The following is a 17,079-nucleotide window of genomic DNA, read 5'->3' on the forward strand; positions in this document are numbered from 1 at the left end:
TGCGAAGCGGTTTTGCGTAGGATAATGCGACAAAACAAGAACTTAGAGCATTTCCAATGTTTCAGTCAAAACTGGGAATGCTCTAAACGAATTGTTCGAGCCAGCCGGACGGCAGCGATAGCTGCAGGCCGCGCGCAAAGATGAACCAGATCACGAAGGCGAAGATGATGCCGACGGGAACGCTGATCCAGAATTTGCGGTAGCCGAAGCCGCGCGCGGTCGCTGCAAAAAGCAGGCCGGTGGATAGGGAAAAGCCGACGGTTTTCATCGTCAGCATCTGGATGGCCAGACCGCCGATGATCCACGCCATCGGAGCAATTTCCTGATGCTCACGCTCGGGAAAGTCGCCGCGAAGCGCTTCGAACACGGTCCAGACGGCAAGGCCGAACAATCCGGCTGCAACGACATAGGGAACGGTTTTCGGGCCAACCGGCGAGTAGCTCGTCACGTCGTTGCCATAGGTTGTCGACCAGGCAATGGCGATGGCGACGGCTGCAAGGACGAGTGCGATGACAAGAGCGGCGAAATCTGGCGCCGCCCCTTCCGGGCGGCGCTTTTCCTGCTGGTCTGATCCTGTCATTTGACGAGGCCGATTTCCTTGAGAATGGTTTCAGTCGCAGCGACGTCTTTGGCAAGCTGCTCCTTGAACGCCGGACCGGCAAGATAAGTGTCTGCCCAGCCCTTATCCTTGAGCGCCTTCTGCCAGGATTCCGACTTCACCATTTTCTCGATATCGGCATTGATGGCCGCTTCCTGCTCGGCAGTGATGCCCGGAGCCGCACCCACCATGCGCCAGTTCTGGATCGAAACGTCCACGCCACCTTCCTTGAAGGTCGGTGCATCGATACCTTCCACGCGCTCGTCGCTCGAAATGCCGATAATACGCAGCGTACCCGCCTTGATCTGGGCTTCGAATTCGCCATAGCCGGAGATGCCGACGGTCACCTGATTACCGAGAATGGCAGCCAGTGCTTCGCCACCACCGGAAAAGGCAATATAGTTGACCTTGGTCGGGTCGACGCCTGCTGCCTTGGCAAAGAGGCCAGCAGTAATATGATCGGTGCCGCCGGCAGAGCCGCCGCCCCACGAAACGGAACCCGGATCAGCTTTCAGTTTCGCTGCAAGGTCGCCAAGGTTCTGGATGTCAGAAGAAGCGGGCACGACGATGGCTTCATATTCGCCCGTAAGGCGGGCGATCGGTGTGATAGCGTCGAGCGTGACCGGCGATTTGTTGGTCAGGATAGCGCCGACCATGACATAGCCGCCGACGATCAGCTGGCTCGGGTCGCCCTTGTTCTGATTCACGAATTGCGCGAGGCCGATGGTGCCGCCAGCGCCCGGAACATTGATGACCTGCACGCTGCCGGAAATCTTCTCGTCCTGAAGCGCGCTCTGCATCGTGCGCGCCGTCTGGTCCCAGCCGCCGCCCGGAGCGGCGGGTGCCAGCACCTTGTAGTCTTCCGCTGAAGCAGAACCTGCCATAGCCAACGCCGCTACCGACGTCAGGGCCAGAATAAATCTACGCATATGTCCTCCCAAATGGAATGTATGCCGCCCTCCGGCGGACCTCCCCAAGTCCCGCTCCTCTAGCGGGAGCAAACTACATGGAGATTAGCGAAAACAAATTCAATAGGCCAGCACATGCGACAATAGTTTGGCCGTAATTTAAGTAACGGGGCTTTCGAATCGCATGAAAATGACATGCCGAAATAGCGGGCGAGATGCGCTTGACGGCGACGATGCGCCGACGTAATAGTGTAACGACGGTTCCCCGACCGAGAGCGAAGGGGATTAATAGGGAACACGGTGAGGACGACCCGAAAAGGGGCCAAGACCGTGGCTGCCCCCGCAACTGTAAGCGGATTGCCGTTCATCCTCGTGACGTTCAAAGCGTCATGCCACTGTGCCGGAGAAGCGCGGGAAGGCAGATGAACAGCAGATATTCGTGAGCCAGGAGACCTGCCGTCTAGTGTTGTCCATTGTCACGGGCGGGGATGCCCGGAGCAGGAGCCGGTTATGACAGATTTCCGCGTCGCAGGACGCATTCTCCCATCGTTATCGCATGATTTCGAGATGTCCCCGGATATGCCTGCCCGCTTTCTGTGCCGGATTTTATCTGCCGTCTGACAGGATTCCTTTCGCGTATGAGCGGTTCAACTTGACCGCTCCATCCGTTTTTTCTCACGCATTTCCGAACGCAAAACCGGTTCCCACTTTTGCTGGAAATGCTCATCATTTCGGGGATTTTCATGAAAGCTTTCGGCAAAATGCCGTTTCGTTCTGCCATCTGTGCGGCTGCATTTATCGCAGGCGGTCTCGCCGCACACGCAGCGGAAACACAATATCCGCTGACGCTGAAGAATTGCGGTCGCGAAGTCACGTTCAAGCAAGCGCCCAGTCGCGCTGTTGCCGTCGGCCAGAGCAGTACCGAAATCCTTTACAGCCTTGGTCTCGGCGACAAGGTTGTCGGGACGGCCGTGTGGTTTGGCCCTGTTCTCAAAGGCTTTGAGGAGGTGAATGCCAAGGTGAAGCGGCTCGCGGATAACGATCCGAGCTTCGAAAGCGTCTTGGCGCAAAAGCCCGATATTGTGACGGCGGACTTCCAGTGGCATATCGGCCCGACAGGTATTGTCGCCAAACCGGAACAGTTCGAGGAACTCGGCATCCCGGCCTATACGTCGCCATCCGATTGTGTCGGCAAGGACAATTCCGGCGGCGGTGACGGTATTCGCACCGCGGCGTTCAAGATGGATATCGTCTATCGGGAAATCACCGAATTGGCGGAAATCTTCAATGTGCAGGATCGCGGCGAGAAACTCGTCGCCGACCTGAAGGCGCGTGAAGTGGCTGCACGTGAGAAGGTTGGGTCTGCTGACGGGAAGCTGTCCGCTGTTGTCTGGTTCTCCAGCACGCAGGTCGATGCCGATCCTTATGTAGCAGGCAAATTTGGTGCGCCAGCCTATATTCTTTCCGCACTCGGCATCAGGAATGTTATCGACAGCGAAGAAGAATGGCCAACGGTCGGATGGGAAACGGTTGCCAAATCGAACCCTTCGATGATCGTCGCCGCAAAGCTTGATCGCCGCCGCTATCCGGCAGATGACATTGCCGTCAAGCACCAGTTTCTGGACAACGACTCGGTGACGAAGCTGATGCCTGCGGTCGAGGACAAGCATGTCTTCGACATGGACGCGCAATCGATGAGCACTTCGCTTCGCGTGATCGAAGGCATCGAAACGCTTGCCGCCGACATAGCTGCCTCGGATCTGAACAAGTGACGGCGCGGGCAGCGATACCGGGCTTCAAACACAAGGGAAGGGCACGCTCCGGCGTGTTCTTCCTCATTTTCTCGCTTGTCCTGCTGCTTTTTGCCCTTTGGCTTGGAGCCGCGATAGGCGAAACTGCGATACCGCTCGACGTGGTTGCGAAAACCGTGGCTAACCGATTGTGGAACGCCGGATATCCGCTCGAACCCATCGATGAAGGAATTGTCTGGAGTTATCGCCTCAGCCGCGCAGTCATCGCGGCATGCTGCGGCGCGTCGCTCGCAATATCCGGCGTCATCCTTCAGTCGCTGCTTCGAAATTCGCTCGCTGATCCTTACATTCTGGGCATTTCCGCTGGCGCTTCCACCGGGGCCGTCAGTGTCGCCATTCTTGGCATTGGTGCCGGTGTGCTGACGCTATCGCTCGGTGCGTTCATCGGGGCTATTGTTGCTTTCTGCCTGGTGTCCCTGCTGGCGCTGCGGGCAGGACGCGGCAGCAGCGCAATCATCCTCGCCGGGATTGCCGGTTCACAGCTCTTTAATGCGTTGACCTCGTTCATCGTCACCAAGGCCGCAAATGCTGAGCAGGCACGCGGCATCATGTTCTGGTTGCTGGGCAATCTTTCTGGTGTGCGCTGGCCGGATGTGACGCTCGCTCTGCCCGCCTGCCTGATCGGTCTTGCCATCTGCCTGTGGCATGCACGTGCGCTTGATGCGTTTACTTTCGGAACGGAATCCGCCGCTTCGCTCGGTATACCGGTGCGCCGCGTCTATGCGGTGCTGATCGGTGTCAGCGCCATGATGACGGCAGTCATGGTTTCCATCGTCGGATCCGTTGGTTTCATCGGGCTCGTCATTCCCCATGCCGCGCGAATGTTGGTCGGGGTCCGTCATGGCAGGCTGTTGCCTGCGGCAGCACTGATCGGAGCAATCTTCATGATTGTCGCCGACATCCTGTCACGCATCATTATTCCGGGGCAGGTTTTGCCGATTGGTGTCATCACGGCTTTGTTCGGCGCACCAGCCTTCGCCCTGTTGCTTGGACAAAGGAGGGCTTCGTCATGATCCTTTCAGCACGCAATGTCGGCTGGTCGGCCGGCAATGTCGAGATCTTGCGCAATGTCTCACTGAAAGTGGCGAAGGGTGAGTTTCTGGGTATCATCGGCCCGAACGGATCGGGGAAAACCAGTTTACTGTCTCTACTTTCGGGCGTTCGCAGATGTCGTATTGGCGAAGTCAGCTTGTGTGGGGCGTCTATCGACAGTTTCAGCCGTCGCGAGATTGCACGGCAACTGGCGCTGGTTGAGCAACAGGCAGGAACGACAGAGCGCATTACCGCGCGTCAGGCGGTTGAGCTTGGGCGGACGCCCTATCTCGGTGCGCTGTCGCCGTGGTCAGCAGATGACGATGCAATCGTTGGCCAGGCGTTGGTCAATGTCGATATGGCCCATCTTGCCGACCGCTATTGGCACACGCTCTCCGGAGGCGAGCGTCAGCGTCTACATATAGCGCGGGCCTTGGCGCAGGAGCCGCAGATACTGCTTCTGGACGAACCGACCAACCATCTCGATATCGGGCACCAGATCGGGCTGCTCGATCTTGTCAGCCGCCAGAAGCTCACGGTTGTAGCTGCCTTGCATGACCTGAACCATGCCGCGATGTTCTGCGACCATATCGCTGTGATGGATAAGGGCAAACTCGTTGCGCTCGGTACGCCACGTGATGTCTTGCGGGCGGAGCTTATCGCCGAAGTGTTCGGCGTAGAAGTTGACGTCGAATATCACGGTATCGATGGCTGCCATATTCGTTATCGCGCACCGAGCCGCCGTTCATTGGAACATAGACATTCTGCCTGAACGGGCTGTCTGTAAGTCATTGTTACGGTTGATGCGGATCTTCTAATCGGCGGGAAACAAATAGGATTGTGAAATAGATATTGCTAATATAATATATCGGATTATTTGAATAACATCATGAAATAGTGTAGTTTTTATTGATTTTACTCACAGTAGTTTGACCTGTTTTGTTGACAATCTGTTTCCATCGCGTTGACGATTGGACTATATAGGTTCTGCACATCAGGACATGTACCCGTATGCGAGGCATCGGTCTTACTTATCGAGTGCATGGCTGAAGGACAGAAGAGATCATTTTTTGATTTGTTCCGTCACTCACAGTCTTGATGTGCGGGTCGCTCCGGTTTTGGGCCAGATAGATCCGTTTTGAATGAAGAATGACTATTGGCATGCCTGTTTTACGGCGGTTGTTAAAATCAACAGAGCATGTGGCGAATGTAATTTTTCAATGAATTAATATACGTAGTTATAGAGAGCGGCGGCTTTTCGTTTTGGAAAGCCGCCGTTGTTTTTTCAAGGATATTGCGCGCCGGTTACGGTGAGATAGACCGCATAAAGCGACTTTGTGGCCGTGATGAACAGACGGTTGCGGCGCGGACCGCCGAAGGTCACATTGGCGACCGTCTGCGGCGTCTTGATCTTGCCGAGAAGCGTGCCTTCCGGCGAGAAGCAATGCACGCCATCGCCCGCGCTGGTCCACAAATTGCCATCCGTATCGAAGCGGAAGCCGTCCGGAAGGCCCTTGTCGATGGTGCAGAAAACAGAGCCGCCCGTCAGGCGCTTGCCGCCATCCACAACGTCGAAAACGCGGATGTGGCGCGGTGCGTTCTCGTCGTGGCTATAAGCGCTGTCGGCAACATAGAGCTTCGTCTCGTCCGGTGAGAAAGCAAGGCCGTTCGGCTGGTGGAAGTCGGTGACGACGGCATCTATTTCGCCCGTCTTCGGGTCGAGGCGATAGACATTGCGCGACGGCTGTTCCGGGTCGGCCTTGTAGCCTTCATAATCCGCCAGAATGCCGTAGGTCGGATCGGTGAACCACACGGTTCCGTCTGAGCGCACAATGACGTCGTTTGGCGCATTCAGCCTTTTGCCCTGATAGCTGTCGGCCAGCACGGTGATGCTGCCATCCGGCTCTGTACGTGTGACGCGACGGCCACCATGCTCGCAAGTGACAAGGCGTCCTTCGCGGTCGCGCGTATTGCCGTTGGAGAAATTGGACGGGTTGCGAAACACCGAAACGCCGCCGCCAACTTCGCCGTCAATTTCGTTGCCCGGCACCCAGCGCAGGATGCGCTGGTTCGGGATATCGCTCCACAGGAGGCAGTTCAGGTCGTTGAACCAGACCGGGCCTTCGGCCCAGCGGCAGCCGCTGTAAAGTTCGTCCAGATCGGCGCTCGGCACGATCATCTGCTTGAAACGTTCGTCGTGGATTTCGTAGATCGAAACAGTCTGAGACAAGGGAGGTACTCCGAAGATGATTAGCGCTCTGCCCTTCGGCTGCTGGCGAGGAAGATCACCGCGATGATGGTGAGGCCAGTCAGCACGAGGCGAACACCGGCGCCGAAGCCGTAGGTGTTGAGCATCGAGACTATGAGGAACATGAAGAGGGCGGCACCCCAAATACCAGGGATGTTGGAATCGCCACCCGCAACTGCCGTGCCGCCGATGATGACGACCGCAATCGACATCAGAAGATATTCCGTGCCCATATTCAGCGCCGCGCCACCCGAAAAACAGGCGAGCAGGAAGCCGCAGAGCGAAGCCAGCACCGCACAGAGCAGATAGGTGACGAAGCGGGTGCCATCGACCGGAACGCCTGCCATGCGCGCAGCGAAAGGATTCTGGCCGATGGCCGAAATCCAGCGTCCATAGATGCTCTTTTTCAAAAGCACCCAGCCGATGATCGACAGGATCAGCGCCACGATGGCGACATTGGGAATGCCGAGCGTGGAGGCGGTGGTGAATTGCGAAAGGTTTTCCGGCGGTTTCACGCGCAGGCCGCGATTGCTCCAGATGGCGGTGGACTGGATCAGGAAGCTCATCGACAGGGTGGCGATGATGGGCGGAATGCGCAGGAGCTTGATCAGAGTGTAGTTGCAGATGCCGATGGCAAGGCCGATCAGCAGCGCTACGGCGAGGCCTGCCAGAATCATGCCGTCCTGCGTATCCATGAGTTTCAGCGCCAGCGTGGCGGCAAGCGTCATGTTGGCCGGGACCGACAGGTCGATATTGCCGGGGCCGAGCGTGATGACGAACATCTGGCCGAGGCCGACGATCACCGAGAAGGATGCGAAGGTGAAGGCCGCATGGGAAAGCCCGTGCGCGCCCGCACCACCGGTGAAGAGGATGGTGATGATCCACACCGCGGCGGTCGCGATAAACGACCATATCCACGGACGGCTGGTGAGAATGGCAAGGCCGTTCATTGCTTTTTCTCCCTCTTTTCGAGGCGGTTGAGGAAGAGGCGCAAGGCCAGCACCACGATGAGAATGCCGCCCTGCGCGCCGATCTGCCAGTCCGGCGAAATGCGCATGAAGGAGAGGAACGAACCGGCGAGCGTCAGCGTCAGCGCGCCGATCACCGCGCCGATGGGCGAGACGCGCCCGCCGACGAACTCGCCGCCGCCCAGAATGACGCCTGCGATGGACAGAAGCGTATAGCGTAGCGCGATATTGGCATCCGCCGAGGTGGTGAGGCCGACCAGCGCGATCCCCGCCAGTACGGCGAAGAAGGCGGCCAGCGCATAGGTTGCGGCGCGGATGGCGGTGACCGACCAGCCTGCGCGCTCGATGGAGCGGGTATTGCCGCCCGCACCGCGCATCAGAACGCCGAAGGTCGAGCGCATGACGATGAAATGCGTGACCGCGGCAATCACGATGCTGGCGACGATCGCCATCGGGATGAAAGGCGGCTTGGCTGTCATGATCCAGCGCGCCCAGTCCGGCGCCTGTCCGCCGGGCGAGGGCAAGAGAAGCACGGCGAGGCCGCCCCAGACGAAACTCATGCCGAGCGTCACAACGATGGAAGGCAGGTTGCGCAAATGGATGATCGCGCCGAGCGCCGCATAAGCGGCGATTGCGGCTGCGAGGATCAGCACACCGATGAGGGGAGCCGTGTTGAGATAGGTCGCCGCAACGCAGACGACAAAGCTCACAAAGGTTCCCATCGAAAGGTCGAGATCGTTGACGGCCATGATGAGCATCTGGGCGATGGTCGCGAGTGCGATGGGCACAGCCAGATTGAACAGCAGGTTCAGCCCCGTATAGCTCATGGCGCGCGGCTGCATGTAGAAGACGGCGACAAGGAGCAAAATCAGCGAGAATACCGGCGTCAGCAGGCGGATGGTGGAAGAGGAAAGGCGCATTATTCGTGACCTCCCTCAAAGGATGCTGCAAGCACGTTCTTTTCCGTGATGTCTTCGCCGGTCAGTTCCGCAACGATAGCGCCGTCGCGGAAAACATAGACGCGGTCACAAAGTTCGATTTCGTCCATTTCGGTGGAATACCAGACGAAGGTGCGTCCGTTTTCGGCCTCATGACGCAGGATTTCATAGACTTCCTGCTTGGTGCCGACATCGACGCCGCGCATCGGGTCGTCCATCAAAATGGCGTTGGCGCTGGTCGCCAGCGCGCGGGCGAAAAGCACCTTCTGCTGGTTGCCGCCCGACAGCGACAGGATGCGGTTGCCCATATCCGGCGTGCGGATCTGAATCCGGTCTTTCCACTGGCCGCCAAGCGTGTCCTCGCGCTTCTGGTCAACGAGCTTTGCCGACGACAGCCGGTCCAGCGAGCCGATGGTGAGATTGTGCAGAATGCTCCACAGCGGGAAAGTGCCGTTGAGGCTGCGGTCGCCTGCCACGAAGGCGATTTCGCATGTGCGGGCCGGAACCCAGTTCGGCCGCCGCGCATAGTAAAGATCGAGCAGCATCTTGGTCTGCCCGTGTCCGGCGAGACCGGCGAGGCCGATGACTTCCCCTTTGAACGCCTGAAACGGCTTGATGTCGCTGGCGCGCTTGGCAAATGACAGAACGGGCGTGCCGGTCGCATCGGTTTTCGCAACGCGGCGCGCTGCCTTTTCGCGCTCGACGCTGCCCATGGCTTCGACGAGGCTGCGATTGGTGAAATCTTTTGCCGCGCGGTTGGCGACCACCTTGCCGTCCTTCATCACCACGATGCGGTCGGAGGTGGAGAGAATTTCGCCCAGCATGTGCGAAATCAGGATAACGGAGCCGCCCGTGCCGACGAAACGGCGCACATAGGCCATCAGCTGCGCGGCAATGCCTGCGTCGAGCGAGGAGGTCGGTTCGTCCAGAATGACGAGCTTCGGTGCGGTGCCGGGCGCGGTGAAGTTGATGGCGATTTCCACCATCTGCCGCTCGGCGATGGAAAGCTCATCGATAGTCGCGGCGCAGTCGATCTTGTGGCCGGGGAAAATCTCGTCGAGCTTTTTTGCAATCAGTTCAATGGCCTTGCCGCGCCAGCTCGCGCCGGTCAGGTCACGCTGCATGATACGGACATTTTCGGCAATGGTGAGGTTTGGAAACAGCGACAATTCCTGAAACACGCAGCGAATGCCGTGCTTGCGTGCCGTCGCCACGCCGTGTCCCGGTTCGCCATGATAGGAAATGCTGCCCTCATGCGGGGAAAGCCCGCCATTGATGACATTGACGATGGTGGATTTGCCAGCGCCATTATGGCCGACCAGCCCCACACATTCGCCTTCGCGGATCACGAGTTCGGCGCCATCCAGTGCTTTTACTGCACCGAACTGCACGCGAATATTGCGCGCGGCGACGACCTCCTGTTTCTCTGCTGTTTCTGTCATACACTCAACTAACGATTGGACGTTTCCGGCGAAGCCAGCAAAGGGCCAGGCCGTCGGAAAGGCGTCAAAGTAAAGGGACAAAGAAGGGGCGAGGATCAGCTCGCCCCTCATGTTTTGGGTCGATCCGCTTACTTCGCGGCGTCGATAACCTTCTGCGCATCTTCAAGCGCATATTCGACATTGGCAACGCCACCCTTCTGGGTGTTGGCCAGATCCTTGTCGAGCGATTCCTGGCTGACGCTGAGGAACGGAACGACGAGGTCCTTCTTCACTTCCTTGCCGTCGAGAATCTGCTGTGCGACCCAGAAAGCCAGCGTGGATACGCCCGGTGCAATCGAAACCGACATGGTTTCATAGCCGTTGGCGTCTTTCTGCTGCTTCCACCACTGCAGTTCGTCTTCACGGTTGCCCATGATGATGGTCGGCGTTTCGCGCTTGGCGGCAGCAAAGGCCTGTGCGGCACCGTAGCCGTCGCCGCCCTGCGTCACGACCGCATCGACTTTCGGCAGGCTCGGCAGGATACCGGCAACAGCACGCTGCGCAACGTCGGCAGCCCAGTCACCGTTGACGGAACCGACAACCTTGAACTTCGGATGCTTCTTCACGCCTTCTTCGATACCGGCATGAATATTGTCATCGACCGAAACACCGGCGAGACCGCGGATTTCAAGCAGGTTGCCGCCATCTGGGTAACGCTTTGCAAGATAGTCGATCTGGCCTTCGCCCATGGCCTTGAAATCGACTGCGATGCGCCATGCGCAAGGCTCGGTGACAATCCCATCGAAGGAAACGACGGTGATGCCAGCGTCGCAGGCTTCCTTGACTGCGCCGTTCAGCGCCGTCGGCGAAGCGGCATTGATGACGATGGCGTCATAGCCCTGCAGGATCATGTTCTGAATCTGGGCGGCCTGTTCCGTCGCCTGATTTTCGGCGGTCGTGAACGGATCGGCAGCAGCCACCACGCCAGCCTTCACGGCTTCCTTGGTGATCTTGTCCCAGCTTTCCAGCATGGCCTGACGCCAGGAATTGCCTGCATAGTTGTTCGAGAATGCAATCTTCTTTGATGAAGTGTCGGCGAGTGCGCTGCCCGCCGCAAAAACGCCTGCTAGTGCCGCAGACGTAAAAAGGATTTTCCCAAGCTTCATTTTTTCCTCCCGGTTGCAAATATTCCGCTCCGCAGCGCCCCGGCGCTTCGGTTCGTTTAAACTCGAAATTGGTGCGAAGCCTCCCGCACCGCCGCTCCTCAACGACACCAACCGCAATTGACTTGATTTCCACTCTTGTCTTGCGGGCAATTTTCTGGTGAAGCGAGGATGAAAGAAGAGGAGCCTTCTGTGAAGGCCGAATGAAGCAACTGCGTTGCGGGTTCCCGCAGCAAAATTGCGGTTTCTCGCAAGACGCGCCGAGGATGTCCCGGCGTATTATATAGCTTCATGAGCAGCAATTTGCGTTCTGGAGGAGAAACGCTTGGCCGAACTCGCGCCCCAAAGGTTACTCGACCATTATCTGAATATTTCCAGATTACTGGCCGGACAACTCGACTTCGATTCTATCATTCAGGCCGTGGCGGCAGAGATCACGCATATCCTGCCGTATGACCATCTGGACGTCTGCATCAAGATGTTAGATGGAAAATTCCACATTGCCTACGAGGCTGGCATCGCCACCGCCTGGAGCCGCAACCCGCCAGCGCTTTTGTCCGGCAGTCCGATCCGCACGCTGTTGTCGGGCGAGGCGGGTTATCTTCTGACCGATGACGCACGCACGGATCCGCGCTTTCACTTCGAAGGTTCGTTTTCCAGTCCGATTATCGAACATGACCTGAAAGGGCGTCTGCATGTGCCTTTGAAGGCGCAGGGCGATATTATCGGCGCGCTGAGCTGTTCCAGTCTGACGCCAGCCTGCTATTCCAGGCGCGACGTGGAGAATGCGCAATCGATTGCCGATCTGCTTGCGCCTTATTTCTACGCAATCCGCGCCGCTGAGCAGGCCAAGCGTTCCGCCATTGTGGAAACTGAAGCACGAGCCCGCGAGGAAGGCTTGCGTTTCGGCGCTCTGAAACTGACCGAGGCTCTCGAGACCGAACGCCACCGCATCGGCATGGATTTGCACGACCAGACGCTGGCCGATCTGACCCGACTTGCCCGGCATGTGGAACGGCTTACGCATGTGCCGGATCTTTCCGGTGAACAGCTTGAGCCGCTGTTTCGCGGGCTCCAGCATTGCATGCACGATCTCAGGCAAATCATTGAGGAAGCAAAACCTTCCATCCTCCAGCTTTTCGGTTTCGTGCAGGCAACAGAAAATCATCTTGGCCGTTCAGTGCGTGACAGCGGTTCGTCGATCGAATGGACGTTGGATGACCGCAGCGACGGCATGGCTGATCGGCTGGAAGAAACGGTTGCAACCTCGCTGTTCCGCATTGTGCAGGAAGCTATCAACAATACGATCCGCCACGCCCATGCCAGCCAGTTGCTTGTGACGTTTCGCGACAAAGGCGGTCGTCTTCTCGTCGAAGTCGCGGATAATGGTATAGGCATGGATCGTCAGGTGCAGCGACCGAGTGTTGGGCATGGCATTGATAATATGCGTACGCGTGCGCGATTGATCTCTGCAAGTTTCGCTATCAGGAAGAACGGGGAAAGTGGCGGCACAAGTGTGACGATCCATCTCCCCGCAGAGATGTGCCGGAAGGCCGGAGGGTAAAATGCATGTTCTGATCGTGGAAGATGATCCATTGCATCGCGCCTATCTCGGCGAAGCCGTGCGGGCAGCACTGCCTGAGTGCAGTGACATCCTTGAAGCCGATAACGGATCGGCGGGCGAAAAACTGGCGCGCCAGCATCGCGCGGCCCACATTGTCATGGATTTGCAGATGAACGGTCGCAACGGCATCGAGGCGGCGCGCACCATCTGGAAGGAAAACCCCGAAACCCGCATTCTGTTCTGGTCGAATTATGCCGATGAGGCCTATGTGCGCGGCGTGTCGCGCATCGTGCCGGAGGGTGCGGCCTATGGCTATGTGCTGAAATCGGCTTCCGACGACAAGCTGCGTCTGGCGCTGCGCAGCATTTTCGTCGAGGCGCAATGCGTGATCGACCGTGAGGTGCGCGGTCTGCAACAAAAGAGCCTCGGTCATGCCAGCGGTTTCAGCGAAAGCGAATATGAAATTCTGGTCGATATCGCACTGGGCCTGACGGATCGTGTCATTGCCCGTCGCCGCAATCTGTCACTGAGAAGCGTCCAGAACAGATTGCAGCAACTCTATGAAAAGCTGGGCGTTTATCAGGAGAAGGGGGAGCCCGACGAGGGGCGTTTCAACCTCCGGGCTCGTGCCGTGACTGTTGCACTCTTGCGCAAGCTTTTGAACTACAGCGCACTGGAACGTGCCGAAATCGAGCTTAACGACTGGATTACAGCATCGGCCCGAAAATCGGATTCGATTTTCGGAAAGCACGATGCGTAGATTCATTAGGTTGGAGCGTCCTTTGTGCGTCCGAAAGGACGCACGGCGCTCTAACCGACAGCCGCTTTCAGGCGGCGCTGCTCGAGATTGAGGCCGAGTTCCTCCGCACGGGCGATGACCGGAGCGAAGCGACGGCGCTTCTTTTCTTCGTGGTTGGAAGCAATGTCTGCGATGCGGTGCTTGAGAAATGGGTTGAGAAACCGATCCCGCACCGAAGCCACATAGGCTTCCGCCTGTTCACCAAGGCCATCCGCTGCAAAAACCGGCAGGACTTCTTCGCGCCAGACAGCTTCCAGTTCATTGCGGATCGTCTCGTCCTGCATGGCTTCCAGCACGATTTCGTCTTTTGGACGCCCACCTATCAGCCATTGCTCCGCGATGAATGTATGGCCAAGATTGAGCAGATAGAGCTTCAGGTGCTCGTAACGTGCAAGATCGTCGGTGACGACGATATCGTCGTGTTCGCAAGGGAGCGTCAGGCCATCTGCTTTCTCGATGGCCCATAGCGCATAAGGCTCGGCGATAGCGCCGATTGGCTCTATGGGTTCGGAAACGATGCGATCGACAAGACTGTTGGCAAAGACGCAGCGGGTTTCGAGCCATTGCACGAAATTGTCGGGCAGTTTCCAGTTGTGGGCCAGATCGATGAGGATTGAGCGCAGCTTGTCGCCATTGCGCGAGATTAGTTCACAGGGAAACACCGACAGTGGTGCATCGGAATTGTGTTGCCAGCGATGATGCAGGAGCACCAGAAGCTTGGCCGGAAAGCTCTTTGGCAAGGCATCCGGGTTGGCGAGAAGCGAGCTGTCATCGCTCATGTCGAGCTCGTAGCCCTTGTCGCCAGTGTTGGAAAGAATCACATCGACGGTGGTGCCGAGATCGAGAATCGCCGCCCAGTCGTCATGCGCGGAAAAGGCAGCGGTAACGCCCTTTGCCTGATGGATCTTCTCGGAGGGCTTGCCGTCGATGAGTCCACGGATCTTCACCGGATAGCCGGTATTTTCGTTCAAAGCCGCAATACGCTGGCTGCTCTGCGGGTTTGAAGTCGTCTGCACAACGGCAATCGTTCCGATGGCTTTTCCGTTCGAAAGCGCTTCCGAAACAAAGAAATCGGCATGAGCCAACAGAAAGCGGCTGGTTCCGAACTGCAGTATCGCGGGCTTCTCGTGCATGACTTTCTCCCATAAATCGTTGGTTTTAACTAAGCGATGCAAGTCAAATTGGTCAAGCCAGTAGGAATCTTTATCGAAGGATTGGTTCGGTTCTGCACGCTGAAATGCGCGATTTGCCGCAATTCATCTGGTTTTTGTACGTATTGCACTTCATCCGGCTTGGAAATATGGTAAGGCCAATTCGAGGAGAGGCGGATTTGGGAGCACAATGAGCGACTTTACGGCAACAGCGGAACCCCGCAGGCTTTATCAGCAAATTGCAGACCGGGTGAGGAGCCTCATTCAGGATGGCCAGTTTCCTGCAGGCAGCAGACTGCCGGCTGAGCGCGAACTTGCGCAGCAGCTCGGTGTGTCACGTCCTTCGCTGCGCGAGGCGCTGATTGCACTCGAAATCGCCGGTAGCGTCGAAATCCGCATGGGCTCCGGCATCTATGTCACTGCAGAGTCGGAAAAGCGCTCGCTTTCGCATGGAGGCTCCATCGGCGAGAGCCCGCTTGAAATCATGCAGGCGCGTGAAATGGTTGAAGGCAGCGTGGTTGTCACGGCCTGCGCGCGTATGACGCCTGAAACATTGGTCGAATTGCGGGCAACGATCGACGCCATGAAGGTGAATGTCGATGCCGGGCGCAAGGCGATGGAACTCGACAGGCAGTTCCACCTGCTCATTGCGGAGCAATCGGGTAATTCTGTGCTGGTGCGCATTGTGCGCGATCTTTTCGACGAGCGGCATAGCCCGCTGACGTCGCATATCAGGACGCGCTTCGAAACCAACGATACATGGGCTCTGGCACTGGCCGAGCACGAAGCCATTTACGCGGCGCTGGAATCGAGGGATCCGCTTCAGGCGCAGGCAGCCATGCGAACGCATCTGGATCGATCCAAGCAGCGTTGGATGGATAACGAACCCCGCGACTGAATAGCCGGGACGATTTGGGAGTGAGGTCAGACACATGAATGAATCCGTTGCTACAGCGGTTGCGCCGGTTATTCTGCTGCATCCATCGGATGACGTTGCGGTTGCGCGCATTTCGGTTCGCGCGGGCGATCCGATCGGCCTCGACGGGATCAAGGCCCGCGAACTGATCGGACGCGGGCACAAGGTTGCCATTCGCGATATTTCTGAAGGCAAGGAAGTCCTGAAATACGGTCAGGTGATCGGCATTGCGACGAAGGATATTGCGCAAGGCGAGCATGTGCATCTGCAGAACCTTGCCATGCTGCCCTCCGAACACGAGCATCAATTCTCCATCGATATTGAAGAGCGCGGCATGTTGCCTGAGGCAGAACGCCGCCATTTCATGGGCTTTGACCGGGGCGCAGGCGGTGTTGGCACGCGCAATTTCATCGGCGTGATTTCGTCGGTCAATTGTTCGGCTACTGTGTCCCGATACATCGCTGATTATTTCAACCGCATGGGTGGTCTTGACGGCTTCGACAATGTCGATGGCGTTGTGGCGCTGACGCATGGCAGCGGTTGCGCACTCAACACCAAGTCGGAAGGCTATCGCCTTTTGACGCGCACCATTCAGGGCTATGCCAAACATCCGAATTTCGGCGGCATATTGCTGATCGGGCTTGGCTGCGAAACCAACCAGATCGCGCCGATCCTGGAACATTATCGCATGGAAGAAGGCTCGCGCCTGCGCACCATGACGATCCAGCAGCACGGCGGCACGCGCAAGACCATCGATCATGCGATTGCCGAGATCAAGGAAATGCTGCCGCTGGTCAATTCGGCGGTGCGCACCAAGCAGCCCCTGTCGAAGCTGAAAGTGGCGCTGGAATGCGGCGGCTCGGACGGCTATTCCGGCATTTCGGCCAATCCGGCATTGGGTTATGCCTCGGACCTTATCGTGCGCAATGGCGGTACGACCGTTCTGTCGGAAACACCGGAAATCTACGGCGCTGAGCATCTTTTGACGCGTCGTGCAGTAACACCTGCCGTTGCCGAAAAACTGTTGCAGCGCATCGACTGGTGGCGTGACTACACAGCGCGCAATGGCGACGAACTCAACAACAATCCGTCGCATGGCAACAAGCTCGGCGGGCTGACGACTATTCTTGAAAAGTCGCTCGGCGCGGTTGCCAAGGGTGGTTCCATGCCGCTCAAGGCCGTCTATGAATTTGCCGAAACCGTCACCGAGCCGGGCTTCGTATTCATGGACACGCCAGGTTACGATCCCGTCGCGGTGACCGGACAGGTTGCCGGCGGCTGCAACGTCATCTGCTTCACCACGGGCCGCGGTTCGGTTTCCGGCTTCAAGCCTTCACCTTGCATCAAGATCGCCACGAATTCCGAAATGTACGAGCACATGAAGGAAGACATGGACATCAATTGCGGCGGCATCGTTACTGGCGACGAGACTATCGAACAGTCCGGCGCACGTATGTTCGAACATATCATCGCGGTCGCATCCGGCGAGAAAACCTTGAGTGAAGTCTATGACTATGGCGACAACGAATTCGTACCATGGCAGGTCGGCGCCGTAACCTGAT

The 17,079-nt window shown here is 57.7% G+C and carries 15 protein-coding genes and 1 riboswitch; of the genes, 7 read left to right on the forward strand and 8 right to left on the reverse strand.

Going from position 1 to position 17,079, the window contains the following annotated elements; translation table 11 throughout:
• Positions 1-82 precede the first annotated feature (82 nt).
• Positions 83-580 (reverse strand): tripartite tricarboxylate transporter TctB family protein, encoded by a 498-nt coding sequence (locus CQZ93_RS18435; RefSeq protein WP_105544040.1) that lies wholly within the window; start codon positions 578-580, stop codon positions 83-85.
• Positions 577-1,527 (reverse strand): Bug family tripartite tricarboxylate transporter substrate binding protein, encoded by a 951-nt coding sequence (locus CQZ93_RS18440; protein ID WP_061346962.1) that lies wholly within the window; start codon positions 1,525-1,527, stop codon positions 577-579. The genes CQZ93_RS18435 and CQZ93_RS18440 overlap by 4 nt, the downstream gene beginning before the upstream one ends.
• 220 nt (positions 1,528-1,747) lie before the next feature.
• Positions 1,748-1,981, forward strand: a riboswitch (cobalamin riboswitch).
• Positions 1,982-2,249: 268 nt separating this feature from the next.
• Between CQZ93_RS18440 and CQZ93_RS18445 the strand changes: the two genes are divergently transcribed.
• From CQZ93_RS18445 to CQZ93_RS18455, 3 genes are read left to right on the forward strand one after another with little or no spacing between them, the layout of a single operon-like run.
• Positions 2,250-3,278 carry an ABC transporter substrate-binding protein gene (locus CQZ93_RS18445; RefSeq protein WP_105545209.1) on the forward strand — a complete coding sequence of 343 codons (1,029 nt, stop codon included), beginning with the start codon at positions 2,250-2,252 and terminating at the stop codon, positions 3,276-3,278.
• On the forward strand, positions 3,275-4,330 hold the full coding sequence (locus CQZ93_RS18450) for a FecCD family ABC transporter permease (protein WP_105544041.1): 1,056 nt from the start codon (positions 3,275-3,277) through the stop codon (positions 4,328-4,330). The genes CQZ93_RS18445 and CQZ93_RS18450 overlap by 4 nt, the downstream gene beginning before the upstream one ends.
• A complete protein-coding gene (locus CQZ93_RS18455) occupies positions 4,327-5,121 on the forward strand; it encodes an ABC transporter ATP-binding protein (RefSeq protein WP_105544042.1) in 795 nt (264 codons plus the stop codon). The genes CQZ93_RS18450 and CQZ93_RS18455 overlap by 4 nt, the downstream gene beginning before the upstream one ends.
• Before the next feature lie 513 nt (positions 5,122-5,634).
• On the opposite strand, the gene CQZ93_RS18460 is transcribed toward CQZ93_RS18455, so the two are convergent.
• The 5 genes from CQZ93_RS18460 to CQZ93_RS18480 form a co-directional block, all read right to left on the reverse strand.
• On the reverse strand, positions 5,635-6,528 hold the full coding sequence (locus CQZ93_RS18460; RefSeq protein ID WP_105545210.1) for an SMP-30/gluconolactonase/LRE family protein: 894 nt from the start codon (positions 6,526-6,528) through the stop codon (positions 5,635-5,637).
• A 71-nt stretch (positions 6,529-6,599) separates the two neighbouring features.
• The gene (locus CQZ93_RS18465; protein WP_105544043.1) at positions 6,600-7,547 is read right to left on the reverse strand and encodes an ABC transporter permease; all 948 of its coding nucleotides are present in this window, start codon (positions 7,545-7,547) and stop codon (positions 6,600-6,602) included.
• Positions 7,544-8,485 (reverse strand): ABC transporter permease, encoded by a 942-nt coding sequence (locus CQZ93_RS18470; protein WP_105544044.1) that lies wholly within the window; start codon positions 8,483-8,485, stop codon positions 7,544-7,546. Before CQZ93_RS18470 ends, CQZ93_RS18465 begins: the two co-directional genes overlap by 4 nt.
• Positions 8,485-9,945 carry a sugar ABC transporter ATP-binding protein gene (locus CQZ93_RS18475; RefSeq protein WP_105544045.1) on the reverse strand — a complete coding sequence of 487 codons (1,461 nt, stop codon included), beginning with the start codon at positions 9,943-9,945 and terminating at the stop codon, positions 8,485-8,487. Before CQZ93_RS18475 ends, CQZ93_RS18470 begins: the two co-directional genes overlap by 1 nt.
• A 128-nt stretch (positions 9,946-10,073) precedes the next feature.
• Complete coding sequence (locus tag CQZ93_RS18480; protein ID WP_105544046.1) at positions 10,074-11,090, reverse strand: ABC transporter substrate-binding protein; 1,017 nt, start codon at positions 11,088-11,090, stop codon at positions 10,074-10,076.
• Positions 11,091-11,412: 322 nt separating this feature from the next.
• Here CQZ93_RS18480 and CQZ93_RS18485 point away from each other — a divergent pair, with 322 nt between their 5' ends.
• Together CQZ93_RS18485 and CQZ93_RS18490 are read left to right on the forward strand one after the other, a co-directional pair.
• Positions 11,413-12,651: a GAF domain-containing sensor histidine kinase gene (locus CQZ93_RS18485; protein ID WP_105544047.1), complete on the forward strand. Its 1,239-nt coding sequence runs from the start codon at positions 11,413-11,415 to the stop codon at positions 12,649-12,651.
• Between the two features lies 1 nt (position 12,652).
• A complete protein-coding gene (locus CQZ93_RS18490) occupies positions 12,653-13,411 on the forward strand; it encodes a response regulator transcription factor (RefSeq protein WP_105544048.1) in 759 nt (252 codons plus the stop codon).
• A 50-nt stretch (positions 13,412-13,461) separates the two neighbouring features.
• Here CQZ93_RS18490 and CQZ93_RS18495 read toward each other — a convergent pair whose 3' ends face one another.
• The gene (locus CQZ93_RS18495; RefSeq protein WP_105544049.1) at positions 13,462-14,583 is read right to left on the reverse strand and encodes a mannitol dehydrogenase family protein; all 1,122 of its coding nucleotides are present in this window, start codon (positions 14,581-14,583) and stop codon (positions 13,462-13,464) included.
• 208 nt (positions 14,584-14,791) lie between these two features.
• On the opposite strand from CQZ93_RS18495, the gene CQZ93_RS18500 reads away from it, so the two are divergent.
• Together CQZ93_RS18500 and CQZ93_RS18505 are read left to right on the forward strand one after the other, a co-directional pair.
• Positions 14,792-15,499 carry a FadR/GntR family transcriptional regulator gene (locus CQZ93_RS18500; protein WP_105544050.1) on the forward strand — a complete coding sequence of 236 codons (708 nt, stop codon included), beginning with the start codon at positions 14,792-14,794 and terminating at the stop codon, positions 15,497-15,499.
• A 34-nt stretch (positions 15,500-15,533) separates the two neighbouring features.
• Entirely contained in the window at positions 15,534-17,078 is a 1,545-nt protein-coding gene (locus tag CQZ93_RS18505; protein ID WP_105544051.1) for a UxaA family hydrolase, read from the forward strand.
• The last annotated feature ends 1 nt before the right edge of the window (position 17,079 follow it).

The sequence above is a fragment of the Ochrobactrum vermis genome, assembly GCF_002975205.1.
In the GTDB taxonomy this organism is placed as follows: Bacteria; Pseudomonadota; Alphaproteobacteria; order Rhizobiales; family Rhizobiaceae; genus Brucella; species Brucella vermis.